Annotated in this window: 23 protein-coding genes; 14 read left to right on the top strand and 9 right to left on the bottom strand. The window is 68.1% G+C overall.

Annotated features, from left to right (window positions below):
* Nucleotides 1-28: 28 nt before the first annotated feature.
* On the bottom strand, nucleotides 29-2,158 hold the full coding sequence (locus tag AC04MD_RS09290; protein WP_475497010.1) for a M13 family metallopeptidase: 2,130 nt from the start codon (nucleotides 2,156-2,158) through the stop codon (nucleotides 29-31).
* 362 nt (nucleotides 2,159-2,520) lie between these two features.
* Between AC04MD_RS09290 and AC04MD_RS09285 the strand changes: the two genes are divergently transcribed.
* Together AC04MD_RS09285 and AC04MD_RS09280 are read left to right on the top strand one after the other, a co-directional pair.
* Nucleotides 2,521-3,348 carry a hypothetical protein gene (locus AC04MD_RS09285; RefSeq protein WP_475497009.1) on the top strand — a complete coding sequence of 276 codons (828 nt, stop codon included), beginning with the start codon at nucleotides 2,521-2,523 and terminating at the stop codon, nucleotides 3,346-3,348.
* Between the two features lie 118 nt (nucleotides 3,349-3,466).
* Nucleotides 3,467-4,840: an MBL fold metallo-hydrolase RNA specificity domain-containing protein gene (locus AC04MD_RS09280; protein WP_475497008.1), complete on the top strand. Its 1,374-nt coding sequence runs from the start codon at nucleotides 3,467-3,469 to the stop codon at nucleotides 4,838-4,840.
* A gap of 24 nt (nucleotides 4,841-4,864) precedes the next feature.
* On the opposite strand, the gene AC04MD_RS09275 is transcribed toward AC04MD_RS09280, so the two are convergent.
* The 5 genes from AC04MD_RS09275 to AC04MD_RS09255 form a co-directional block, all read right to left on the bottom strand.
* A complete protein-coding gene (locus AC04MD_RS09275; protein ID WP_475497007.1) occupies nucleotides 4,865-6,574 on the bottom strand; it encodes a CHASE2 domain-containing protein in 1,710 nt (569 codons plus the stop codon).
* The gene (locus AC04MD_RS09270; RefSeq protein ID WP_475497006.1) at nucleotides 6,571-8,220 is read right to left on the bottom strand and encodes a FecR domain-containing protein; all 1,650 of its coding nucleotides are present in this window, start codon (nucleotides 8,218-8,220) and stop codon (nucleotides 6,571-6,573) included. The genes AC04MD_RS09275 and AC04MD_RS09270 overlap by 4 nt, the downstream gene beginning before the upstream one ends.
* A 122-nt stretch (nucleotides 8,221-8,342) precedes the next feature.
* Nucleotides 8,343-9,392, bottom strand: a complete 1,050-nt coding sequence (locus AC04MD_RS09265) for a serine hydrolase domain-containing protein (protein WP_475497005.1) — start codon at nucleotides 9,390-9,392, stop codon at nucleotides 8,343-8,345.
* A 38-nt stretch (nucleotides 9,393-9,430) separates the two neighbouring features.
* Entirely contained in the window at nucleotides 9,431-10,207 is a 777-nt protein-coding gene (locus AC04MD_RS09260; RefSeq protein ID WP_475497004.1) for a queuosine precursor transporter, read from the bottom strand.
* A 3-nt stretch (nucleotides 10,208-10,210) separates the two neighbouring features.
* Nucleotides 10,211-10,882, bottom strand: coding sequence for a DUF502 domain-containing protein (locus AC04MD_RS09255; RefSeq protein ID WP_475497003.1), 672 nt, complete (start codon nucleotides 10,880-10,882; stop codon nucleotides 10,211-10,213).
* A 74-nt stretch (nucleotides 10,883-10,956) separates the two neighbouring features.
* Between AC04MD_RS09255 and AC04MD_RS09250 the strand changes: the two genes are divergently transcribed.
* Nucleotides 10,957-12,294: a hypothetical protein gene (locus AC04MD_RS09250; protein WP_475497002.1), complete on the top strand. Its 1,338-nt coding sequence runs from the start codon at nucleotides 10,957-10,959 to the stop codon at nucleotides 12,292-12,294.
* Here the strand turns inward: AC04MD_RS09250 and AC04MD_RS09245 are convergent, their stop codons facing one another.
* Both AC04MD_RS09245 and trxA read right to left on the bottom strand, forming a co-directional pair.
* A complete protein-coding gene (locus AC04MD_RS09245) occupies nucleotides 12,295-12,756 on the bottom strand; it encodes a DUF4442 domain-containing protein (RefSeq protein ID WP_475497001.1) in 462 nt (153 codons plus the stop codon).
* Nucleotides 12,757-12,799: 43 nt separating this feature from the next.
* Nucleotides 12,800-13,654 (bottom strand): thioredoxin, encoded by an 855-nt coding sequence (trxA, locus tag AC04MD_RS09240; RefSeq protein ID WP_475497000.1) that lies wholly within the window; start codon nucleotides 13,652-13,654, stop codon nucleotides 12,800-12,802.
* Between the two features lie 138 nt (nucleotides 13,655-13,792).
* On the opposite strand from trxA, the gene AC04MD_RS09235 reads away from it, so the two are divergent.
* From AC04MD_RS09235 to AC04MD_RS09220, 4 genes are all read left to right on the top strand, one after another.
* Nucleotides 13,793-14,422, top strand: a complete 630-nt coding sequence (locus AC04MD_RS09235) for a hypothetical protein (RefSeq protein WP_475496999.1) — start codon at nucleotides 13,793-13,795, stop codon at nucleotides 14,420-14,422.
* The gene (locus AC04MD_RS09230; protein ID WP_475496998.1) at nucleotides 14,419-14,637 is read left to right on the top strand and encodes a helix-turn-helix transcriptional regulator; all 219 of its coding nucleotides are present in this window, start codon (nucleotides 14,419-14,421) and stop codon (nucleotides 14,635-14,637) included. The genes AC04MD_RS09235 and AC04MD_RS09230 overlap by 4 nt, the downstream gene beginning before the upstream one ends.
* A gap of 77 nt (nucleotides 14,638-14,714) precedes the next feature.
* Nucleotides 14,715-15,299, top strand: a complete 585-nt coding sequence (locus AC04MD_RS09225) for a hypothetical protein (protein ID WP_475496997.1) — start codon at nucleotides 14,715-14,717, stop codon at nucleotides 15,297-15,299.
* Nucleotides 15,300-15,329: 30 nt separating this feature from the next.
* Nucleotides 15,330-15,932, top strand: coding sequence for a DUF998 domain-containing protein (locus AC04MD_RS09220; RefSeq protein ID WP_475496996.1), 603 nt, complete (start codon nucleotides 15,330-15,332; stop codon nucleotides 15,930-15,932).
* A gap of 18 nt (nucleotides 15,933-15,950) precedes the next feature.
* Here the strand turns inward: AC04MD_RS09220 and AC04MD_RS09215 are convergent, their stop codons facing one another.
* Nucleotides 15,951-17,270, bottom strand: coding sequence for a metal-dependent hydrolase family protein (locus tag AC04MD_RS09215; protein ID WP_475496995.1), 1,320 nt, complete (start codon nucleotides 17,268-17,270; stop codon nucleotides 15,951-15,953).
* A gap of 106 nt (nucleotides 17,271-17,376) precedes the next feature.
* On the opposite strand from AC04MD_RS09215, the gene leuS reads away from it, so the two are divergent.
* The 7 genes from leuS to AC04MD_RS09180 all read left to right on the top strand — a co-directional run.
* Nucleotides 17,377-20,010 carry a leucine--tRNA ligase gene (leuS, locus tag AC04MD_RS09210; RefSeq protein WP_475496994.1) on the top strand — a complete coding sequence of 878 codons (2,634 nt, stop codon included), beginning with the start codon at nucleotides 17,377-17,379 and terminating at the stop codon, nucleotides 20,008-20,010.
* 84 nt (nucleotides 20,011-20,094) lie between these two features.
* Nucleotides 20,095-20,649 (top strand): LPS-assembly lipoprotein LptE, encoded by a 555-nt coding sequence (locus AC04MD_RS09205; RefSeq protein WP_475496993.1) that lies wholly within the window; start codon nucleotides 20,095-20,097, stop codon nucleotides 20,647-20,649.
* The gene (holA, locus tag AC04MD_RS09200) at nucleotides 20,649-21,683 is read left to right on the top strand and encodes a DNA polymerase III subunit delta (protein ID WP_475496992.1); all 1,035 of its coding nucleotides are present in this window, start codon (nucleotides 20,649-20,651) and stop codon (nucleotides 21,681-21,683) included. Before AC04MD_RS09205 ends, holA begins: the two co-directional genes overlap by 1 nt.
* 7 nt (nucleotides 21,684-21,690) lie before the next feature.
* Nucleotides 21,691-22,368 carry a nicotinate-nucleotide adenylyltransferase gene (gene nadD, locus AC04MD_RS09195; protein WP_475496991.1) on the top strand — a complete coding sequence of 226 codons (678 nt, stop codon included), beginning with the start codon at nucleotides 21,691-21,693 and terminating at the stop codon, nucleotides 22,366-22,368.
* Nucleotides 22,369-22,399: 31 nt separating this feature from the next.
* Nucleotides 22,400-22,816: a ribosome silencing factor gene (gene rsfS, locus AC04MD_RS09190; protein WP_475496990.1), complete on the top strand. Its 417-nt coding sequence runs from the start codon at nucleotides 22,400-22,402 to the stop codon at nucleotides 22,814-22,816.
* A gap of 85 nt (nucleotides 22,817-22,901) precedes the next feature.
* A complete protein-coding gene (gene rlmH / locus AC04MD_RS09185) occupies nucleotides 22,902-23,372 on the top strand; it encodes a 23S rRNA (pseudouridine(1915)-N(3))-methyltransferase RlmH (protein ID WP_475496989.1) in 471 nt (156 codons plus the stop codon).
* A gap of 98 nt (nucleotides 23,373-23,470) precedes the next feature.
* On the top strand, nucleotides 23,471-23,666 hold a 196-nt coding region (locus AC04MD_RS09180), incomplete at its 3' end, for a transposase (protein ID WP_475496988.1).

The raw sequence follows: 23,666 nt of genomic DNA, 5'->3' as shown, positions 1-23,666 counted from the left end.
TTTCCACCTCACGACGGGAAGCGGCTGCTTACCAGATCACGACCTGCTGGTCGCCGGTGCGGACCATCGGCGCGCCGGCCTTGCACGAGAACGCGGCGGCGAACGCGGGAAGGTTGGACGGCGCGCCGATGGCGCGGAACTGCGCCGGGGCATGCTCGTCGGTGGCGATGCGGTTCTTCAGCTCTTCCGGGGTGAAGTTGCGGCGCCACACGGTGGCCCAGTTGAGGAAGAAGCGCTGGTCGCGCGTCAGGCCGTCGGTCTTCGGATCCGGCGTGTCGCCAGCGGCCGCCTTCATGGCGTCGTAGGCGGTGGCCAGGCCGCCAAGGTCGGCGATGTTCTCGCCCAGCGTGTGATTGCCGTTGATCGACTGGCCAGCGTCGGTGCGGTAGCCGTTGAACTGCGCCACCAGCTTGCCGGTCAGCGCCTTGAAGCCCTTGGCGTCGGCATCACTCCACCAGTTCTCGAACTTGCCGGTGGCACCGAAACGGCTGCCCTGGTCGTCGTAGCCGTGCGTCATCTCGTGGCCGATCACCGCGCCGATGCCGCCGTAGTTCATTTCATCCGACGCATTCGGATCGAAGAACGGCGGCTGCAGGATGGCGGCCGGGAACACGATCTCGTTCTGCAGCGGGTTGTAGTAGGCGTTGACCATCTGCGGCGGCATGCCCCATTCGGTGCGGTCGACCGGCTTGCCGATCTTGCCCAGGCTCCACTTGTAGTTGAACTCGGCGGCGGCCTGCACGTTGCCGTAGTAGCTGTCGCGGCCGGTGGCCAGGCCGGACCAGTCGCGCCACTTGTCGGGGTAACCGATCTTGGTGGTAAACGCGGCCTGCTTCTCCATCGCCTTGGCCTTGGTCGCGTCGCTCATCCACGCCAGGTTCTGAATGCGCGCCTTCAGCGCGGTGCCCAGGTTGGCGACCAGCGTTTCCATCTTGGCCTTGGACTCCGGCGAGAACGCCACCTTCACGTACATCTGGCCGAGCGCTTCGCCGCTCTGTTCCTCGATGGTGCCCAGCACGCGCTTCCAGCGCGGCTGGATTTCCTTCTGGCCGCGCAGCGTCTTGTTGTAGAAGTTGAAGCTCTCGTTGGCGAACGCGTCGCTCAGGTATGGCGCGGCGCCATCGATGGTGTGGAAGCGCAGGTAGGCACGCCAGGCAGCGACGTCGGTGTCGCCCAGCATCTTGCTGACTTCCTGGTGGAAGGCGGGCACGGCCAGCGAGAACGTCTCCTGCGGCGCGACGCCCTGCGATTCGAAGAACTTCGTCCACGAGAAGTTCGGCGTCAGCTTGTCGGCATCGGCCAGCGTCACCGGGTTGTAGTAGATCGACACGTCGCGCGACATTTCCTCGCGCGACTTGGACGCCTTCGCGAGGCGCGTCTCGAACGCCATGATGTCGCCGGCCTGCTTCTGCGCATCGGCCGTCGCTACGCCCGACAGCTCGAGCACTTTGGCGATGTGCGCCACGTAGGCGTCGCGGATGTCCTTCTTGTCGGCGTCGAAATAGAAGTTCTTGTCCGGCAGACCCAGGCCGCCCTGGAAGGCGTAGGCCATGTTCGTGTCGGGCTTCTGGAAGTCGGCTTCGGCGCCGAAGCCGAACAGGAACGCCTGGCCCTTCGCCGCGCTGCTGTTGAGGTACGCCACGATGGCGTCCTTGTCCTGCAGGCCGTCGATGGTCTTCAGCTCGGGCACGATCGGCTCGATGCCCTGTGCGTTCGCCTTGGCCTCGTCCATGCCGGTGGCCCACAGGTCGCCGACGATCTTCTCCACGCCGGTGGCGTTGGCCTGCGCGGCGGCCTGTTCGGCCAGCTGCTTCTGCACGGCGGTGGAGCGCTCGGCCAGCATTTCGAAGGCGCCCCAGCTGGTGCGGTCGCTGGGGATCGCGTTCGCGGCGAGCCACTTGCCGTTGGCGTAACCGGCGAAGTCGGTGCACGCATCCTTGGTGGTATCGAGGTCGCCGATCTGGAAGCGGTTCACGCCCGGCAGGGTGCTCTCGTCCAGCTTCAGCTCCACCGCGGCGGGCGCCTGGGCGGTGGCGGCGGCCGGTGCGGCCTCTTCCTTCTTTGCGCAGGCAGCCAGCGCGGCGGCCACGGCGACGGACAGCATCAGGATCTGGGGTTTGCGGGCAATCACGATCAACTCCGGCCCTGGGCAGGGCATTGAAATAAGGAACCCCCGGGAGGGGGCGTGGCGGCGACTCTACGCCTGTCACTGTGAGGGCAGGTGTGTCGAAGGTCATGGAGCTTGGCCGGCCCCGCATTCAGCCTGCGTATATGAAAGCAAGCTCCGCCATCCCTCAACGTCGAAGGGCATGGGAGTCATGCAACGGGTCATCCATGAAACGGGAAATCCTTGTCGCTATCCTCGCCGTCAGTTCCATCGCTGCCTTGCCCGCCCTAGCCGGCGGTCCCCCAGCAAACTCGAATCGTGCTGCCGAACGGTCTTATGGGCCCAGAGGCCAGTTGGTATACCAGATCGTGAAAAAGTGGGCTCCTTACGTACAGGAGTCATATCGCGTGGGCATGAAGGACTGGGCCCGCGAAATGGGTGGCGCGTTTTCCAAATCGAGCCTGGATCAGCTGCAAACCGCCTCAGATGCGCGAACGTTTGATGCCATGAGTGATGCACTGCTCGGCGTTTCGCGCGCGGCATCGCCGCAGGTGACAACGAAATCTCTCGGCGATCTTGCCGCGGACTTGACGTTCGTACCCATCACGCCATGCCGCATCCTGGATACGCGGATTGCCGGAGGCGCCATTGCCGCCGGAGCAGTGCGCGATGTTGACGTCACGGCTATCACTGACTACTCGTTCCAAGGTGGCGAAGCATCGAACTGTTCGGGCATGGGGGCGGCTGGTTCGTTCGCCGCAGTGGCAATCAACTTCACATCCGTAGCACCCGCGCAGACAGGTTATTTCACTGCGTACCCTTTCGGCACTACAAGGCCCGTGGCGGCAACCCAAGTGTTCAATGCAGGACAAGTCCTGAGCAACTATGCGGTAGTGAAGCTGGACCAGGGCGCCGCTGCTAATGAGATGTCGATTTATTCAGAGCGACCGTTGCACCTTGTCGCCGATGTCGTCGGCTATTACATAACCCCGCAGGCGACGGGCTTGCAATGTATAGATACTGCGGACACTGTCGTAACAGTTAGCGCAGGCGCAACCGCAAATGCAGTAGCGCCTGCTTGCGCCGCGGGCTACACCCAAACAGCGACAAACTGCGAGTCGTCCACATGGCAAATGCCTTTCGTGTTCTTCTCGGGCGGAACTTGTTCAGCGCAGAACAATGCAAGTAGTTCTGCCAGCTTGAGGGCATCACGCACCTGTTGCCGAGTGCCCGGCCGCTGAGCCTAGTTGCGGGCTACTCCAAACACCAAGATCCGGCCATGGCGAAAAGCAAAGCCGACAGGATTGCCGGCTTTGCTTCTTTGGTCATACTTGGGCTCCAATGAGGAGGCCAAGTCCCATGCAGGTCCATTTCCACGGTGCGGCGGGCGAGGTCACGGGTTCCATGCATCTCGTCGAGGCCGCTGGCAAGCGCGTCCTGCTCGACTGCGGGCTGATCCAGGGTAGCCGTGAGGCGGAGGCGCGCAACGCCGAGCCGTTCCCGTTCGACCCCGCCACGCTCGACGCGGTGGTGTTGAGCCACGCGCACATCGACCACATCGGGCGGCTGCCGCTGCTGGTCAAGCGCGGGTTCCGCGGTCCGATCCATACGCAGGGTGCCAGCGCCGAGCTGCTGCCGATCATGCTGCTGGACGCGGCTTCGCTGTCGGAATCGGAGGCCGAGCGCGCCAACCGTCATCGCCGCCGTGGCGAGCCGGAGGCGCAGCCGCTGTTCGCCGAGGAGGATGTGCACGCCACCATGAAGCAGGTGCGCCCGCTGCCCTACGACGAGCGCACGACGATCCTGCCCGGCGTGGACATCGCGCTGCGCGATGCCGGCCATATCCTCGGCTCGGCCATTGTCGAACTGTGGGCGGACGGCCGGAAGCTGGTGTTCTCCGGCGACCTGGGACCGAAAGGCACGCCGATCCTGCGCGATCCGGCCGTGGTGAAGCAGGCCGACCTGCTGCTGATGGAATCGACCTACGGCGACCGCAACCACCGCGACCGGCCGGAAACGATCCGCGAACTCGGCGCCATCTTCGAGCATGCGTGGCGCGACCGCGGCAACGTGCTGATTCCGGCCTTCGCCGTGGGCCGCACGCAGGAGCTGCTGTACTGGTTCGCCCGGAACTGGGACGCCTGGAAGCTGGCGCGCTGGCGGATCTTCCTCGACAGCCCCATGGCGGCCAAGGTCATCAGCGTCTATGCGCGCCACCACGGCCTGTTCGACGAGGATGCGCGGCGCGTGTGGGCGCAATCGCCGAATCCTTTCCGCCTGCCCAACCTGCACGTCGCGGAAACGCTGCAGCAGTCGATGGCGATCAACCAGGTCGAGAACGGCGCGATCATCATTGCCGGCTCCGGCATGGCGAACGGCGGGCGCATCCAGCACCACCTGCGCTACAACCTGGGGCGGCGCAACGCGCATGTCGTGTTCGTCGGTTACCAGGCCGAAGGCACGCTGGGCCGGCGGCTGGTGGATGGCGCGTCCTGGGTGCGTATCCACGGTCGCGACTACCGCGTCAATGCGCAGCGGCACACCGTCGGCGGCCTCTCCGCGCATACCGACCAACAGGGCTTGCTGGCGTGGTACGGCCACTTCCAGCCCTCGCCGCCGCTGGTACTGGTGCACGGCGAGGATCGCGCGCGCGAGGCGCTGGCGGGCGAGGTCGGCGAGCGCCATGGCGTGCCGGTGGAACTGGCGCGGCCGGGCATGGTCGTCGACGCCTGAGCACGCGGCGCATGCCGCGTGGCATCACGTGCGGTGTGCGGACGTACCGACCGGTTCGTGTTCGCCGGTATGGCTGAAACTGCGATTGCGGCCTGCCTGCTTGGCGCGGTAGAGCGCGGCGTCGGCGCGGTCGAACACGTCTTCGGGGCCCGCGTCGTCGCCGGCCAGGTAGGTGTGGATGCCGACACTGGCGGTGAAGGGCGGCGGCGCACCGGTGTTTGCACCGTGCGGCTTGCGTCCGTGCTGGGCGAGGTCGACGTGGATCGTCGTCGCGATGGTCGCTGCGGCCTGCGCTGACGTTTCAGGCAGCAGCACCGCGAATTCGTCGCCGCCGAGGCGCGCGACCAGGTCGCGCGGACGACGTGCGCGGCTGCGCAGGATGCGGCCGAGCGCTTTCAACGCGGCGTCGCCGGCGGCATGGCCCTGGGTATCGTTGAGCTGCTTGAAGTGGTCGATGTCCATCACCAGCAGCGACAGCGGCTGGCCACTGCGACGCGCGATACGCAGTTCCTGGTCCAGCGCGTGGTCGAAGCGGCTGCGGTTGGCCAGCCCGGTGAGCGCGTCGGACTGTGCCTGCCGATGCGTACGCCGCAGCAGCCGGTACACCCAAAGCGACGCCCCCAGTGCCAGCACGAGGAGCGCCGGCACCGGCGACCACCAGACATGGCCGTAGCGCAGCAGCAGCACCGACAACAGCAATGCGCCGGCCATCGTCAGCACGGTCGGACGCCAGATGCGGCGCAGGCCGGGCAGCAGGGACAGCAGCAGCGGCACTGCAGCGAGCGTCGCCGCGAGCACCGCCTGCCAACCTTCCGACAGCGGGGTGATGGCAGCGCGCTTGACCAGCATGTTCAGCAGGTTGGCCTGATAGTCCGTGCCGCTCATGCTGGCGGTCGGGGGCTGGCCCGGCGCGCGTGCCAGCGGACCCATGCCGGTCGCGCTGACGCCGACCAGGATCCAGTTGCCGCGCAACAGCGAGGCCGGGATGCGCTGGTTGAGCACATCGGTGTACGACACATGGCGGAACGCGTTCGGTGGTGACGTGAACGGCACGCGCACTTCATGGTCGCGGACCCAGTCGTACGGCGACACCGGATCCAGTTCCGTGGTCACCAGGCGACGCCCCGGCAATTCCGCATTCGCGCCGGCGGGCTGGTCCAACTGCAGCAATGCCAGCGCCAGCGCCGGCCAGTGCGGCGAACCCAGGCCGGCGCGCAGGTAGGCGCTGCGCGCCACGCCGTCGTCGTCCAGCGCCATTTCGGCGTGCCCCAGCGAGGCGGCCGACGCGGCGAATTCTGGGATGGGCATCAGTTCGACGGTCGAACTGTTGAGCTGCACCGGTTCCGCCAGGACCGGCAGCACCACCCGGCCGCTGCGGCTGATGGCGCGGGCCAGCAGCGCATCGCCTTCCGGGTCGAACAGGGCGGGTTCCGACAACAGCACGTTGAAGGCGATGCCTTTCACCTCGGTCAGGCGCAGGCGGTCGACCAGTTGCGCGTGGGTGCGGCGCGACCACGGCCAGCGTCCTAGTTCGGCCAGGCTCTTCTGATCGATGTCGACCACCACGATGCGCGGATCCGCCTCCGGCGCGGCGCCCAGCACCAGCCGGTCGTAGACCCAGGCATCGAGTGCGGCGGTTGCGCCGGAGAGGGTGACCAGGATCGCCAGCGCAGCCGCGCCGACCGCCGTCAGCAGGCGGGGCTTCCATTTCGGCACTGGCGGGGTGGTGCTCACAGGGCCAGCAGTATGAGCAATGCCCCGGCTCCGGCGCCAATCCTGCACCAGCGGCATGGGACGTCGATCACCTGCGGGGCCGGAAACGGGCCCTCGAAGCCGTCCAGATCGATGGTCTGGGCGCGCAGGTACCAGGTGCCGGCGCGTAGCCGGGGCAGGGTGATCTCGGCCTGGTCGACGACCTGGTCGATCTGCGGCGCGCCGAAGTCCGGCGTGCGCGACATCTGGAAACGGTAACGCTGACCGGGCTGGCCTGCCGGCCACCGGAACGTGACCTCGCGCGTGCCGCTGGATGCGGCGGCCGAGCCGTCGATCTCGGTGACTTCCGCCAGCGGGCGCACGGTGAACGCCAGGTGGTCGCTGAAGGGGCCGGTCTTGCCGGCGCCATCCACGCTGCGGATGCGCCAGCGGTAGTCGCCGGGCGGCAGGGGCTCATGCAGGCGTGCGGTGGTCGCGCCGTCGACGCGGGAATGGGCGACCGCCCGTGCGGCGTCGGTGGTGACTTCGTAGTCGTAGGCCGTTGCACCGGGGGCCTGGGTCCAGCTCAGCGCGACCTCCGGCGTGCGCACGATGCTGGCGGCAGCGGGGGCGATGGCGTAAGGCGGCGCGGGCTGGTCGTCGATCCGCAATTCGGTGACGGCGTCGCGCCCTTCCAGCCCGCTGGCCGCGATCGCGCGCACGCGCAGGAAGTAATGTCCCGCTTCCAGCGCCGGCAAGGTGTAGCGTGGCGCATCGCTTTCCGCATCCACGCGCAGGGCGTCGAACGCGCGCTGCGCGCTGACCTGGATACGGTACCGGTGCGCAGCCTCGATGGCGGGCCAGGCCAGGTCGGGCCGGCTGCTTTGCGACAGCGCCGGAATACGCGACAAGTCGGGTGCCGGCAGCAGCCGGACCGGAGAGACGGCCGTCCCTCCTGCCGCGACCACGGCGCCGAAGCCCGGACGCAGCACCGCGCCGCGCTGGCGTGGCGCAGCCACCGCCACGTGCCCTTCCAGCACCTCGGTCTGCGAGTGCGCATCGCCCGCTTCGACACGGAACTTCGTCCCGCGCACCGCGGACGAGGCGGTCGGCGTATCGACGATGAAATTCGCCGCCGGGCCGCGTAGTCGCCGCACGTCGTTGCCGATCCGTCCCCGCTGCAGGCGCAGCCGCGTATCGGCCATGCCCGAGCGGCCGAACCGGGTCAGCCGGTCCAGCAGCAACTCGCTGTCGCCGAGCAGCAGCAGGCGCGAACCGTCGGCGAACTGCAGGCTGAGCGAGGCATCGGGCGAGGTCTTCAGTCGCGCGCCGCTGGCCAGCGACATGCCGGCGGTCACCGGCGCATCGCGCCCGGTGGCGGATCGGGCCGTGGCATCCCCCTGCAGGGCGACGACCCTGGCGTTCGCCGGCTGCCGGTCCAGCCACTGCAGCGGGATGCGCAGCGTGCTGCCGGGCGGAAGCTGGTAGGGATTGGCGATGCGGTTGTGTTCCTGCAGTCGCTGCCACGGAATCGACGGCTTGAGGTAGGCGCCGGTCACGTCCCACAGGGTGTCGCCAGGCCGCACGCGGTAGACCCACTCCTGTGCCTGCACGGACCATGAGGCCAGCAACAGCATGACCGCCGCCCAGACCTGCCATCCCGTCCATTGGGTTGCCCGCTTCTGCATCGCCGCTCCCGCGCCTGTCGGTACAAAGTGTTGAATCGGTCACAATTATAAGCGGGTCGGATGGTCGCACTGTCCGGTTACCGTGCGTTTTCCCGTCACATAACAATTAGCCGTAGGCGCGCTTACGGCTCTCTGTCCCACAGGCGGGCAATGCGGCGGGCCAGCGCGTAAGGCTCGGGACCGTTGCGATTGCTCAGCACGACCACCGTCAGGCGCTGGGCCGGGAACCGCAGCAGCACGTTGCGGAAACCGATGCTTTCGCCGGAATGCCACTGCATGCCGCCCTGCAGGCGCCAGCCGAAGCCGTAATGCGCGACGTCCGGTTCCGGTGTCGCGGTGTACGGCGCGAAGGCCTGCGCGCGCGAGTCCGCGGACAGCAGCCGGTCGTCGTACAGCGCCGCGTCCCAGCGCGCCAGGTCCTCCAGCGAGGAATAGATGCCGCCATCGCCGAGCACCGCACTGGTCCTGCTCTGGTCGGTGCGCTGCCAGTGGCCATCGATCCGGCTGTAACCGTAGGCGCGATCCGTCACCGGCGGACCGTCGTCTTCGCGTGCCCGTGTCGCGGTCATGCCCAGCGGGGTGAAGATCCTGTCCTGCACGAACGTCGCATAGCGTTGGCCGGAGGCGCGTTCGACCACCAGCGCCAGCAGCGCGTAGCCGCTGTTGCTGTAGCGGTAGTCGCTGCCGGCGGGAAAATACAGGCGATCTTCGTGTTCGAGCAGGCGCAGGACGTCGGCGTCATGCACCTGCGACGTCTGGTCGGGAGGCATCAGGTCTTCGTAGTCGACCAGGCCCGAGGTATGGCTGAGCAGGTGACGAAGCGTGACGCGATCAGTGGCGGCCGGCAACGAAGGCAACCAGCGCCGCACCGGGTCATCGATCGACAGCGCGCCGTCCTCGGCGAGCAGCAGGATGCTGGCGGCCGTGAACTGCTTGCTGATCGATGCCAGGCGGTAGTTGGTCGTCGGGGATGCCGGCCTGCCAGCGTCCACGTCGGCCATGCCATAGCTGCGCCGGAAGGCCGGCGCGCCGTCCTTCAGCACCAGCACCGAGGCGCCGGGCGCGTCGCCGGCGTAGTCGTGCATCCACGCGTCGATGGTGGACTCGCGCGTGGTGGCGCTCGCCTCGCCTGTCGTCATCAGCAGGACTCCCAGTAGCCAGATCGCTTTCATCGTGATCTCCGATGCCCGCGCCAGCGTGGCGCACGGCGTCAGTCGATCGCCGCCTCGTCGCGCAGCTGCCGCTCCCGTTCGTGGCCCAGGTAGCGGCGGATGGCGTGCCGCATCAGGTAAAGCAGCGGGATCAGGGCGATCGCCGCCAGCATCTTGTAGGCGTAGTTGACCGTGCTGACCGCCAGGAACAGCGACGTCGGCCACTGCTGCGGCCCCAGCACGAAGGCGATGTAGATCACCACGAAGCTGTCCACCAGCTGCGAGACCGCGGTCGAGCCGGTCGCCCGCAGCCATACCCAGCGCTCGCCGGTGGCGTTGCGGATGCGGTGGAACACCGATACGTCGATCAGTTGTCCGACGAGGAAGGCGACCACCGAGCCGGCAATCGTCCACATGCCCTGGCCGAAGATGGCGGCGAAGGCCTTCTGGTAGTCCGGTACGCCCTGCGCCTGCGCGGCCTCCACCCACCAGCCGGCCGGCGCCAGGGCGATCGCCGCGAAGGCGAACAGGAATCCGTAGACGATCAGCGCCACCGCCAGCCACGAGATGAAGCGCACGCCGCGCTTGCCGAAGAACTCGTTGATCGTGTCGGTCAGGACGAAGACGAAGGGCCACAGCAACGTGCCGGCGGTGAAACTGAGCGAGCCGGTCTGGCCGAACAGGTTCCATTCCAGCGGCGCGATGCCCAGCGTGTCTTCCAGCGCGAAGATCTTGACGCCGATGAACTCGGCCAGCACCGCGTTGGCGCAGAACACCGCCGCCAGCACGATGAAGAGGCGGACCGCACGGTCGTCCAGCGTGCGCGGCGTGTGCATCGCTCAGCGTTCTCCGGCGCGGGTGAACGGCATGGTCTCCGGCGCGACGGCGCCGCCGGAAATGATGAAGCTCATCGCCTGGTCCACCGTCCAGTCGGTCGGCGTGAGCAGTTCGACCGGCACGATTTCCAAATAGCCCGAGGTCGGGTTGGGCGTGGTGGGTACGTAGACGGCGGCCAGTTCACGGCCGCTGCCTTCCTCGCGGATCACCCGCGTCACCAGCCCGACAGATTTCATGTCCCGGTGCGGGAAGTCGATCAGCACCACGCGCTGCGTGCTGCCGGGCTTGGTCTCCAGCATGTCCAGCAGCTTGCGCGCGCTGGTGTAGATGACGTTCGCCAGCGGCACGCGCGCGATCAGCGCCTCGAACCAGCGCAGCAGCCGCTGCCCGATCACGCGCCGGGTCAGCGCGCCGACGGCGACGATGACGAACAGCGTGGCGACCATCGCGATGGTGTTCTGCACCCACAGGCCGTTGAACCAGCCCAGCGATTGCGGGAACGTCGCTGCGATCTCGTGCGACAGCGGTTCCACCCATGGCTTGCTGATGTCGGACAGCAGCACGAACACGAACTTGATGACGACCCAGGTCAGCCAGATCGGCAGCAGGGTCAGCAGGCCGGTGATGAAGAGCTTCTGCACCGAAACGCGGTGCGCGGGATGGTCGGGGGGCATGGCGATATTGTAGGCCGCCGCGCAGTCGCAGCTATATAGTCGTCGGCAGGACGCTGTTGCAGGGGGAGGGCGCAATGGGCGGTTTCTTCAAGTGGTTCGGGCTGCTGGCCTTCGGTCTGGCGGTGCTGCTGGTGGCGCTGTACACGGCGAGCAGGCTGATGCCGGTGCCTCGCGAAGATGCCGAGGCGCTGACCTTGATCGAGGCGTCCCGGCCGATGGAAGGCCGCAACGGGTATGCGGCGCTGTGGTCATTGCGGCACGACGTTCCGGTGGCGGAGGCCGAGCGCCTGCTGGTCCTGGAGGTCGAGGGTTTCCGGTCGCGGCCGATACTGCCTGGAGCAGGCGCGGAACCGTCCCACGCTGCCGCGCTCGATGCGTATCCCCGGATCGATCCCGGGGCGGATGACGATGTGCTCTGCAGCGGCCGGGAGACGCGGTGCCTGCGGCATGTCCGCGCTCGCATGGACGCCCTTGCGCCGGCTGTTGCGATCCGGCAGACGGTCGCGGCGCGGGTCGCTGCACTGGACCACCATGATTATTTCCGCAGTCCATTTCCTGCACGGCCGGACACGCCGCTGCCTGCCTACAACCCGCTGTTCCAGACGCAGACGCTGCATGCCTACGCGTTTGCGCGTGGAGATCGCGAGGAGGGCCTGCGTGGCGTCTGCAGAAACGCGTCGATTGCCCGCAAGCTGGTGGCCAGTGGCGACATGCTGGTAGGCGGTGTGGTGGGGACGGCGCTGATGGATACGTCGGCGCGGCTGTTCGTCGACATGCTGGCGGAGCTTCCCGCCGATCACCCGTTGCCGGACGAATGCGCGACGGCGTTCGACGCGGATGGCGCGATGGTCGCCGGCATCTGCCCCACCATGATCGGCGAGGGGCGCTATTTGACTGAGGGATTCCGCGCGTTGAACGTGGGCGAAGAGCGATGGCATCGCAGGTTCATGACGGACCTCTTCCTCGATCAGGGCAAGACGATGGCGCGCGGCGCACGTCGCCATGCCTGGTTCTGCGGTCCGCGGGCCGATGCGCTCCTAAGGGCGGATGCGCCGCTCGGCAAGCATGCACCTTTGTCCGGAGGGTGGACGTTCTCCTGCCTCGCGAACGCGATCGGCTGCATTCTCGACAACATCGCCGCGCCTTCCCTGGCGGGCTATGCGGAGCGCTTCCAGGACGCGGAGGCCCGGTTGCGTGCCGTGTCGGCCTGGCGGGCGTTGCGCGCGCAACGCAACGATGCGCGCCCGCTTGGGGAGCGGCTCGGCGAATGGCTGCGTGCGCATCCGGAGGGGCGCAGGATCCGCGTCGGTACCGGAGGCGGTGGGTTGGAGATCGATCTGTTCAGCCATGCGCAGGGCAGTGTTTTCACGCTGCCTGCGCCTGCAGACGGGACTGACCTGCCTGCGCCGTGATCAGCGCGCCTGCCGTGCCTCGGGCTTCAGCCGCACGTAGATCTGCTTGCGCACGCGGGCGACCACTTCGTTTTGCGCGTTGAACACATCCGCCGGCATCCAGCGCAGGTGCTTCTCGCCGTTGGCGGCCTCGGCGCGGATCTCCTCGAGCACGCGCTCGTCCAGACGGAACTCGGCGTGCAGCGTGCCCTTGCCGGGCTTCACGAACTCGATCTCGGCGGCCTTGTCCCAGACGTAGTAGTCGCCGCCCAGGCGCTCCTTGGCCAGGATCATCCAGAACGGGTCGGTCATCGCGAACAGGCTGCCGCCGAAATGGGTACCGACGTAGTTGCGGTTCCAGGGACGCATGCGCAGCTCCACGCGCGCGAAGGTCCAGTCCTGGGCCATCTCGGTGACGTGGATGCCGCTCAACAGGAAGGGCGGCCACACGTTGAAGATGTGCCGCAGGGTGCCTGGTTTCATGCTGGACTGCTGTATTCGGTAATGGAGTGAAGTGTGTCGGGGATCAGAACAGCAGCGAGGACATCTTCCTGCGGTACTGGCTGACCAGTGCGTCGTCCTCGATCACCCGGAACGCGTCGATCAGGCTCTTGCGCGCCAGACCGTCCTCGAACGCGCGGTCGCGCTTGAGCATCTCCAGGAACTGCTCCAGCGCCGCCCCGGAATCGCCGGCGATCAGCGCGTGCACGCCCAACAGGTGGCGGGCGCGCAGGTCGTCCGCATTCGTGGCGACGGCGGCGCGGAGTGCGTCCGGCGCCGGCGCGTCCTTGAGCGCGGCCGCGAAGCCCAGTCGGGCACGCGCCTTGACCGCGCGGTCGTCGGTGGCGAGGTTGGCGGGCAGGGCGTCGAGCAGGCGTTCGGCTTCGCCGGCCTCGCCGGTCTTCAGCAGCGCGAGCACGAGGTCCAGCTTCAACTCGTCCTTGTCCGGTTCGGCCGCGATGGCGTCGCGCAGGGCGGCGACCTGTGCCTGCGGATCGAGCGGCACTTCCTCGGCGGCGGCGTCCGCGGCGTCCGCCGGCTGCACGCCATGCGACGCCAGGAACTCGCGCAACTGGCCTTCCGGCAGCGCGCCGGGGAAGCCGTCGACGATCTGCCCGTCCTTGACCAGGAACACAGTGGGCACCGAGCGGATCTGGAACGCGGCCGCGATCTGCTGCTCCTTGTCGACGTCGACCTTGGCCAGCACGAAGGCGCCGTTGTACTCGCCGGCCAGCTTCTCGAGGATCGGCCCCAGCGTCTTGCACGGTCCGCACCAGGTGGCCCAGAAGTCGACCAGCACCGGGACCTCCAGCGACTTTCGCAGCACCTCGGCTTCGAAGGTCTCGGTGGTGGCATCGAACACGTGGGGCAGGTCGCTCATCGGGTCACTCTTGGCGGTGGGGCGTGGCGGTCAGATGGTGACGCGGCCGGCATGATACAAGGAGATGTAAAAAAGATTTGACATCAGTGCGACGAAATGTAATCTAAACATTACATATTGTCGGGTGAGGGTGACGCCATGACGTTGGGACGAGTGAGGTGGTGGCTTCTGCTGGTCGGCGCGATGCTCGCCTTCTGGGCGCTGCTGGCGGGGCCGGACGTCCTGTTCGGCGTGGACCTTGGCAAGTGGGGCACGGCCCTGCTGGTGACGGTGGCCTGGGTGTCGATGTTCGCGGTCTCGCAGGCGCCGGCCGGCGAAGCGGAGCGCGGCCTGTCGCCGGGCGAGTGGAAGGCCTGGGTCGGCGTGGCCTTCATGGTGGCGGCGACCGGCTACTTCCTCGCCAAGGCGCACGTGTTCGCCGACGGTCCGGCGTGGGACAACCATGGCGCGCGTGCGGTGGGCCGCAACCTGGTACTGCTGCTGGTCGCCTGGACCGTGCTCAACGGCGTGCTCGGCTCACGCTGGAAGGGGCGGGTACAGGAGGACGAGCGCGACCGCGAGATCGAGAAGCAGGCCGCGGGTTGGGGGCGCGGGGGTCTGACCTTCGTCGTGATCGGGCTGGCGGGGATGCTGGCGTTCTCGCCGGCCGACCGGCTGGCGTGGGCCACGCATTTCATGATCGCCAACCTGCTGGTGTTCGCGCTGATGTGGGGCTGGCTGTGCGAATACGCGGCGACCGCGGTGCTGTACTGGCGCGACCGCCGATGACCGGTACGCCGATCGCCAACGATATCCGCCGCCTGCGCTTCGAGCGCGGCGAGATGACCCAGCAGGCGCTGGCCGATGCCTGCGGGGTGACGCGGCAGACCATCATCGCGCTGGAAGCGGGGCGCTATGCGCCGTCGCTTGAACTGGCGTTCCGCATCGCACGCGCGTTCGGCGTGGGAATCGAGGCGGTGTTCCGCTGGGACGACCCGGCATAGCGCGGCCGCCATGCGGGTCTGCTAGGGTCGCGGTCCCGGCGCAGCGCGCCATCGACGGAAGGGCAGGAACCATGGGCATGCGACGCATCGTGTTGGGACTCGTGCTGGCGTTCGCCGCGGTCGGGACGGCCTGGGCGAAGGACGAGATCCGTGCGTCCTCGACCACCAATCCGCCGCCGGCCGAAGCACTCGGGCAGTTCGACCGCTACGAGCTGAAGCCGGCGACGCTGGCGCCCGACTACGCGGAGCATCCGGCCAACAAGGAAGCCCTGGTCGCCTTCCAGCGCAACCTCGACGAGCGGGTCGGCGCGTGGGTCGCCGAACAGAACGCGGCACCCCCCAAGCGCACGCGGGCACGCACGCTGGTGATCGAGCCGCGGATCGAGAAGATCCGCTTCATCAGCGGCGGCAAGCGGTTCTGGGCCGGTGCGTTCGCCGGCAGTTCGCAGTTGCTGGTCAAGCTGACGCTGACCGACGCGGCGACGGGCGACGTGATCGCGACGCCGGAGTTCTACCAGCATGCGAAAGGCATGGCCGGCGCGTGGACGTTCGGTGCCGCCGACAACACCATGCTGGTGCGCACCGCGTCGCTGGCGCGCGACTACCTGCAGGGCAACCAGGCCGAGGCGCAGGGCAGTGCGACCGGGTGGGAGCAGGACTGAGGTGAGCGTCGCACGCCTGGATCGCCACGCATGAAGCGGATGTCGTCGTTGGCCGGCCCCGCCGCCGTGCTGGTGTTTGTTGCCGCGTTGGTCGGCTTCGGCCTGGCCTTGTCCGGCTATTCGCAGCTGGCGCATCCCGTCGCGGTGCTGGGAGCGAAGGGTGTGCCGAACGCGCTGGGCTTCAACCTGCTGGGTTTCGTCCTGGCCGGTGTGCTGGCGGCCGTGGTCGCGCTGGACCTGCGGCGACGCCTGCCGGGCGATGCGGGCTGGACGCTGCGCGTGGGGGCGCAGCTGGCCCTGCTGTCCGCGCTGGGGTTTGCCGCGATGGGACTGCTGCCGCTCGATCCCGAGGACCTGGACAATCCGGCCAGCAGCCTGCATGCGACCGCGTGGATGCTGTGGTGGGTGGCGTTCGTGCCGGGCGCGCTGCTGATCGCGCTCGGCCTGCGCGGACGTGCGCCGTGGCGGACGCTGGCGCGCACCAGCGTCGCGATCGCGCTGCTGGTGCTGTTCGTCGCGCTGCTGGCGGTGGAGCTGATGCCGGCGGGCATCGCGCAGCGCATCGGCTACCTCGGTTGGCTGGCCTGGCTGTGCGTCGCGTCGCGCGGGGCGCGCCCGCGCAACGCCGACTGACGCTGCGCGGGTGCTGCCTCAGGGCGACGTGCTGTCGGACCGTGGCTGGCGGTAGACCTTGCCGTCCTTCATCACGAAGTCGACCTTCAGCACCGCATTGATGTCGGCGACCGGGTCGCCCGGCACGGCCACGATGTCGGCGCGCTTGCCCGCTTCGATCACGCCCTGGTCGTCCACGCCCAGCACCTCGGCGGCGCGGATGGTCGCCGCCTGCAGGGCGACGTTGGCGGGAATGCCGGCTTCCACCATGTAGAGGAACTCGCGCGCGTTGTCGCCGTGCGGACCCACGCCCATGTCGGTGCCGAAGGCCATCTTCACCCCGTTGCGATACGCCTTGGCGGCGGTCTCCTGGATCAGCGCGCCGATGCGCTCGGCCTTCGGGCGCACGACGGCAGGGAAGTAGCCGTCGATCTTCGCCTTCTCGGCGACGAAACGGCCGGCCGAGATCGTCGGTATGTACCAGGTGCCGTGCTGCTTCATCAGCCGCATCACTTCGTCGTCCATGTAGGTGCCGTGCTCGATGCTGGTCACGCCGCCGAGGATGGCGCGCTTCATGCCTTCCTTGCCGTGCGCGTGCGCGGCGACGCGGAACCCGTAGTCGCGCGCGGTATCGACGATGGCCTTGACCTCCTCGACGGTGAACTGCGGGGCATCGCCCGACTTGGCGTAGCTCAGCACGCCACCGGTGGCGGTAATCTTGATGACGTCGCTGCCGTCCTTGTAGCGCTGGCGCACGGCCTGGCGGGCGTCGTCGATGGAGTTGATGACGCCTTCGGTGGGGCCAGGCGGGCCCATCAGATGCGCCAGATGGGTGTTGAAGCCGTTGGTCGGGTCGGCGTGACCGCCGGTGGTGGCGATCGAGGTGCCGGCGGCGAAGATCCGCGGGCCTTTCACGGCGCCCTGGTTCACCGCATCGCGCAGATGCAGGGTCACCTCGCCGCCGAGATCGCGCACGCTGGTGAAGCCGGCCATCAGCGTCTTCTCGGCGTACCCCACCGACCGGTAGGCGAAGTCCACCGGATCCAGGCGGAAGCCCTCCGAATAGCTCTGAGGGCTGGATTCGCCGTCCAGGTGAACGTGCAGGTCGGTCCAGCCGGGCGTGCAGGTATGGTCGGCCAGTACGATGGATTCGGCATCGGCCAGCTTGGCGCGGCCGGGGATGACCTCGGCGATCCTGCCGTCGCGCACCAGCACGGTGTGCTCGCCGAGCACCTTGCCGCTGCGGGCGTCGAACAGGCGCTCGCAATGCAATGCCAGCGTGGAGGGCGCGGCGGGCCCGGCCGCATGGGCGGACAGGCTGGCAGCGGCCAGGGCAACGGCAAGCAAGGTCTTGGTCATCTCGGATCCCCGGTTTCGATCCGCCCATGCTACCCGCTGGCGTGGCGAGGCATGGTGCGCTGCGGTACCCTTGGCGGCTTTGCCGTTGCCGTCGCCGCACACCGCCATGTCCATTGCCGCCGAACCCGCTTCCTACGACCCGAAAACCGTCGAATCCCAGGCCCAGTCCTTCTGGGAGGCCCGGCGCGCCTTCGAGGTCGACGAGCAGTCGGACAAGCCCAAGTACTACTGCCTGTCGATGCTGCCGTATCCGTCCGGCGCGCTGCACATGGGCCACGTGCGCAACTACACCATCGGCGACGTGATCAGCCGCTACAAGCGCATGACCGGGCACAACGTGCTGCAGCCGATGGGCTGGGACGCCTTCGGCCTGCCGGCCGAGAACGCCGCGATCAAGAACAAGACCGCGCCGGCCAAGTGGACCTACGCCAACATCGAGCACATGCGCAGCCAGCTGAAGTCGCTGGGCTACGCGATCGACTGGTCGCGCGAGTTCGCCACCTGCCGCCCCGACTACTACGTGCACGAGCAGCGCATGTTCACCCGCCTGCTGCGCAAGGGCCTGGCCTACCGCAAGAATTCGGTGGTGAACTGGGATCCGGTCGACCAGACCGTGCTGGCCAACGAGCAGGTCATCGACGGCCGCGGCTGGCGCAGCGGCGCGCTGGTCGAAAAGCGCGAGATCCCGCAGTGGTTCCTGCGCATCACCGACTACGCGCAGGAACTGCTGGACGGCCTGGACGACCTGCCGGGCTGGCCCGACGCGGTCAAGACCATGCAGCGCAACTGGATCGGCCGGTCGGAAGGCCTGGAAATCCAGTTCGCGGTCGAGGGCCATGAACCGCTGACGGTGTTCACCACGCGTCCGGACACGCTGATGGGCGTGACCTTCGTGTCGATCGCCGGCGAGCATCCGCTGGCACTGAAGGCGGCCGCGTCGAACCCGGCGCTGGCCGCGTTCCTGGAAGAGCTGAAGCACGGCGGCGTGTCCGAGGCGGAACTGGAGACGCAGGAAAAGCGCGGCATGGACACCGGCCTGCGCGCCATCCATCCGATCACCGGCGACAAGGTGCCGGTGTGGGTCGCGAACTTCGTGCTGATGGGCTACGGCACCGGCGCGGTGATGGCCGTGCCCGGCCACGACCAGCGCGACTTCGAGTTCGCCAGCAAGTATGCGCTGCCGATCCAGCAGGTCATCGCACTGAAGGCGCCGAAGCACGACGACGAAAAGACCTACGACGCCACCGCCTGGCGCGACTGGTACGGCGACAAGACGCGCGACGACCTGGAGCTGGTCAACTCGGGCGAGTTCGACGGACTGGATTACCGTGGCGCCTTCGAGGCGCTGGCCGAGCGCTTCGAGCGCAAGGGCCAGGGCCAGCGTCGGGTCAACTACCGCCTGCGCGACTGGGGCGTGAGCCGCCAGCGCTACTGGGGCTGCCCGATCCCGGTGATCTACTGCGATACCTGCGGCGCGGTGCCGGTGCCGGATTCGGACCTGCCCGTCGTGCTGCCGGAGAACGTCACCCTGGACGGCGTGAAGTCGCCGATCAAGGCCGATCCCGAATGGCGCAAGACCAAGTGTCCGCAGTGCGGCGCTGCCGCCGAGCGCGAGACCGACACGTTCGACACCTTCATGGAGTCCAGCTGGTACTACGCGCGCTACACCTCGCCGGGCGCGAAGGACATGGTCGACAAGCGCGGCAACTACTGGCTGCCGGTCGACCAGTACATCGGCGGCATCGAGCACGCGATCCTGCACCTGATGTATTTCCGTTTCTACCACAAGCTGCTGCGCGACGCGCGCATGGTGGACAGCGACGAGCCGGCGACCAACCTGCTGACGCAGGGCATGGTGATCGCGGAAACGTTCTACCGCGACAACGCCGACGGCTCGAAGGACTGGATCAATCCGGTCGACGTCGAGATCCAGCGCGACGACAAGGCGCGCGTGGTCGGCGCCACGCTGAAGGCCGATGGCCAGCCGGTGAAGATCGGCCCGGTTGAGAAGATGTCGAAGTCGAAGAACAACGGTGTCGATCCTCAGTCGATGGTCGACAAGTTCGGCGCCGACACCGTGCGCCTGTTCTCGATGTTCGCCGCGCCGCCGGAGCAGTCGCTGGAGTGGAACGAAGCGGGCGTCGAAGGCATGGCGCGCTTCCTGCGCCGTCTGTGGACGCAGGTGCAGAAGCATGTCGCCGACGGCGCCATGCAGGCGCTGGACGTGGCCGCGCTGACGGCCGAGCAGAAGGCCGTGCGCCGCAAGACCCACGAGACCATCGACAAGGTCGGCAACGACTACGGCAAGCGCCACAGCTTCAACACCGCGATCGCCGCGGTGATGGAACTGTCCAACCTGTTGGGCAAGTTCGACGATGCGTCGGCGCAGGGCCGTGCCGTGCGCCAGGAAGCGCTGGAAGCGGCGGTGCTGCTGCTCAATCCCATCACCCCGCACGCCAGTCACGCCTTGTGGCAGGCGTTGGGACATGACGAGGTCCTGATCGAGGATGTGGCCTTCCCGCAGGTCGATGCCGATGCGCTGGTGCGCGACTCGGTGACGTTGGCGGTGCAGGTCAACGGCAAGCTGCGCGGCACCATCGAGGTGGCCGCGGACGCGCCGCGGGACCACGTCGAGGCGCTGGCCAAGGCCGAACCCAACACCGCCAAGTTCCTGGAAGGCATGGCGATCCGCAAGGTCATCGTGGTGCCGGGCAAGATCGTCAACATCGTGGCGGGATGACGGACGCGAGAGCCTTGCCGGGGTGTTCACCTGCGGTCGGGCTACGCTCTTGCCGCCCATGACAGGCTCGTCCAGACTTCGCCCATGACCCGATTCCGCCTGCCCGTCCTCGTCCTCGTCCTCGCCCTGGCCTTGCTGGCCGGGTGCGGCTTCCATCTGCGCAACAAGATCGCGTTGCCGGCCGATCTGGGCCCGGTCCGGGTGGCGGCCTCCTCGACGTCGTACAGCGCGCTGGTGACCAGCCTGTCGCGCGGCCTGCAGGCGGCCGGCGCGACGCTGGCGGAGCAGATCGGCGACGAGGACAGCGCGACGGCGTCCGACCCGCAGGTGGCCACGCTGCGCGTCGTCTCCGAGCGCTGGGGCGACCTCCCCATCGCCGTGGACCAGTTCGGGCGCGCCCAGGAATTCAGCCTGCGCTACGCGGTGGTCTTCTCGTTCAAGAAGGCCGACGGCACCGACCTGGTGCCGCAGCAGGTGGTCGAACTGTCGCGCGACTACGTGTCGCCGCCGCAGGATGCGACCGGTACCGCCACCGAGCGCGAAGTGCTGGCCGACGAACTGCGTAGGGAAATGGCCGCGTCGATCCTGCGCCGCATCGATGGCGTGGTGCGCTCGGGCCCGGTGAACGCGGCCCCCTGATGGAACTCAAGCCGGAACAGCTGGCGGCGCGCGGCACGTCCGAGCCGCTGCTGCCGGTGTACCTGATCGCAGGCCCGGAGCCGCTGCGCGTGCTCGAAGCCGCGGACGCGGTGCGTGCCCATGCGCGTGCGCAAGGAATCGGCGAACGCGAGGTCTTCGATGCCGATGGCCGCGATTTCGATTGGGGGCAGCTGGAAGCGAGCTTCAATGCGCCCAGCCTGTTCAGCGCACAGCGACTGGTGGAAGTACGCCTGCCGGGCGGCAAACCGGGCAAGGAAGGCGCGGAAGTGATCAGCGCGTTCTGCGCCAACCCACCACCGGACGTGGTGCTGCTGATCACGTCGGGCGAGTGGGGCAAGGCCTACCAGGGCAAGTGGAGCGATGCGATAACCCGGGTCGGCGTGCTGGCGGTGGCCTGGGCCATCAAGCCACACGAACTGCCGGGCTGGATCGAAAGCCGCCTGCGCAGCAAGGGCCTTCGCGCCGAGCGCGATGCCGTGCAACTGCTGGCGGACCGCGTGGAAGGCAACCTGCTGGCGGCCGCGCAGGAGATCGACAAGCTGGCCTTGCTCAGCGATGGCCAGGTCCTGGACGTCGAGCGCATGGAGTCGCTGGTCGCCAACGCGGCGCGCTACGACGTGTTTCGCCTGACCGATGCGGTATTGGCGGGGCAGGGCGCACAGGTGTCGCGCATCCTTGCCGGCCTGCGCGCCGAGGGCGACGTGGTCGCCGGCCTGATGCCGATGATCGTCAAGGAACTGCTGCGCACGGCGACGCTGGCGCGCGTGCAGGCCAACGGCGGCAATCTCGCCGCGGAGATGAAGTCGCAGGGCATCTGGGAAGCGAAGCAGGCGCCGTTCAAGCGCGCGCTGCAGCGCCACGCCGCGCCGTCGCGCTGGGACCGTTTCGTCGCCGAGGCCTCGAAGATCGACCGCACCGCCAAGGGTCGCGGCGACGGCGATGCCTGGGTCGGACTGGAACGGCTGCTGCTGGCCATCGCGGACGCGAAGGCCGTGCGCCTGCTGGTGGCCTGACCGGACGATGCTGCACCTCGTCTACGGCGGCACGTTCGATCCCGTCCACAACGGACACCTGGCCATCGCGCGCGCCGCGCACGAGGCCTTCGGCGTTCCCGTCAACCTGATGCCAGCGGCCGATCCGCCACACCGTGCCGCGCCAGGCGCCACCGCCGCGCAGCGTGCGCACCTGCTCGATGTCGCGGTGCGGGCCGAGCGCGGCCTTCGCGTGGACCGGCGTGAGCTGGCGCGTGCGGCGCGCGACCCGGCCGGGCGCTCGTACACGGTCGATACGTTGCGGGAGCTGCGTGACGAACGGGGCGACACGGCGCCGATCGCCCTGCTGATCGGCGCCGACAGCCTGCTGGGCCTGCCGACCTGGCGGGCCTGGTCGACGCTGTTCGACCTGACGCATTTCATCGTCGCCGACCGGCCGGGCAGCGGGCTCGAGGACGGCCTCGCGCCCGACCTGAGCGCCAGGCTGGAGGGCCGCTGGACCGACCGGGCCGAAGACCTCCACCAAGCCCCCGCCGGCCGCCTGTTCCGGCTGAACCAGCCGCTCCAGCCGGAGTCGGCCACCGAGATCCGCCGTCGCATCGCCGCCGGTGAGGCATGGCGCGCGCTGGTTCCTCCGGCGGTCGCGGAGGCGATCGCCGACGAAAGGCTCTACACCTCACGGGCCGCCGACGCCGGTCCGCTATAATCGCGACCGAGTTCCCGGAGCCACCAAGCCTTTGTCCAGCCAAGCCCACGTCATCAAGACCCGCCTCCCCAGCCCGCCCCCGGCCCTGCCGGACCTGCTTGCCACCGTGCATGCCGCGGTCGAGGAGCTGAAAGCCAAGGATGTCGTCGAGATCGACGTGCGCGGCAAGTCCAGCGTCGCCGACTACCTGGTGATCGCCTCGGGTACCTCCACCCGCCACGTGAAGTCGATCGCCGACGAAGTGGTGAAGTTCGCCAAGAAGCTCGACGTGATGCCGCTGGGCGTGGAAGGCGAGCGCGAGGCCGAGTGGGTACTGGTGGACCTGGGCGACGTCATCGTCCACGTCATGCTGCCGCGCGTGCGCGAGTTCTATGCGCTGGAGCGCCTGTGGACCGTCGGCGACCAGCCGCCGGAAGACGTCGAGACGGCGGACGAATCGCGGCTCTGAGTCGATTCCACCGTTCGATGCGACGGCGCCCTCGGGGCGCCGTTGTCGTTTACGAGGCTTCGCCAGTGCTCGCTATCATGCCGTCATGAAATGCCGTCTCATCGCCACCGGCGAGCGTGCGCCGACCTGGGTCGCGCAGGGCTTCGCCGAGTACCAGAAGCGCCTGTCGCACTGGCTGCCGTTCGACCTCGTCGAGATCGAGCCCGGCCTGCGCGGCAAGGGCCGCGACCCGCAGCGTGCCATCGAGGACGAAGGCAAGCGCGTGCTGGCGGCGTTGCCCAAGAGCGCGCACATCGTCGCGCTGGAGGTCACGGGCAAGCCTTATTCGTCGGAGCAGCTCGCACAACGACTGGAACACTGGCGCACGCTGGGTCGCGACATCGCCCTGCTGATCGGCGGGCCGGAAGGTCATGCGCCGGACGTGCTGGCCGCCGCGCACGAGAAATGGTCGCTTAGTCCGCTGACATTGCCGCACATGCTGGTGCGGCTGGTGGTGGCCGAGCAGGTCTATCGCGCCGCCGCGATGCTGGCCAACCATCCCTACCACCGCGCCTGAGCGATTCCTGCGGTAGCTCGAAAACAAGAAGCCCGCCTTCCGGCGGGTAGTTCCTACGGTTTAGTGGACACCTTGACCTAACCCTCAGGAGTGTCCCAATGCCCAAGCCAGGCCCCAGAACCATCCATCGCTACAGCGATGCCTTCAAAGCCTCTGCCGTGCGTTTGAGCCAGCAGCCCGGCGTACGGGTCGGCGATGTCGCCCAGTCGCTTTACATCCATCCCTTCATGCTGTCTCGTTGGCGAAGACTCGCGCGGGAGGGCGTTATCGTGACCAAGGGTGCACCGGTGGATC

The sequence above is a fragment of the Pseudoxanthomonas sp. LjRoot206 genome, from assembly GCF_056175725.1.
Note: the sequence above shows the minus strand (reverse complement) of the source record. Positions and strands in the feature narration are given on the sequence as shown.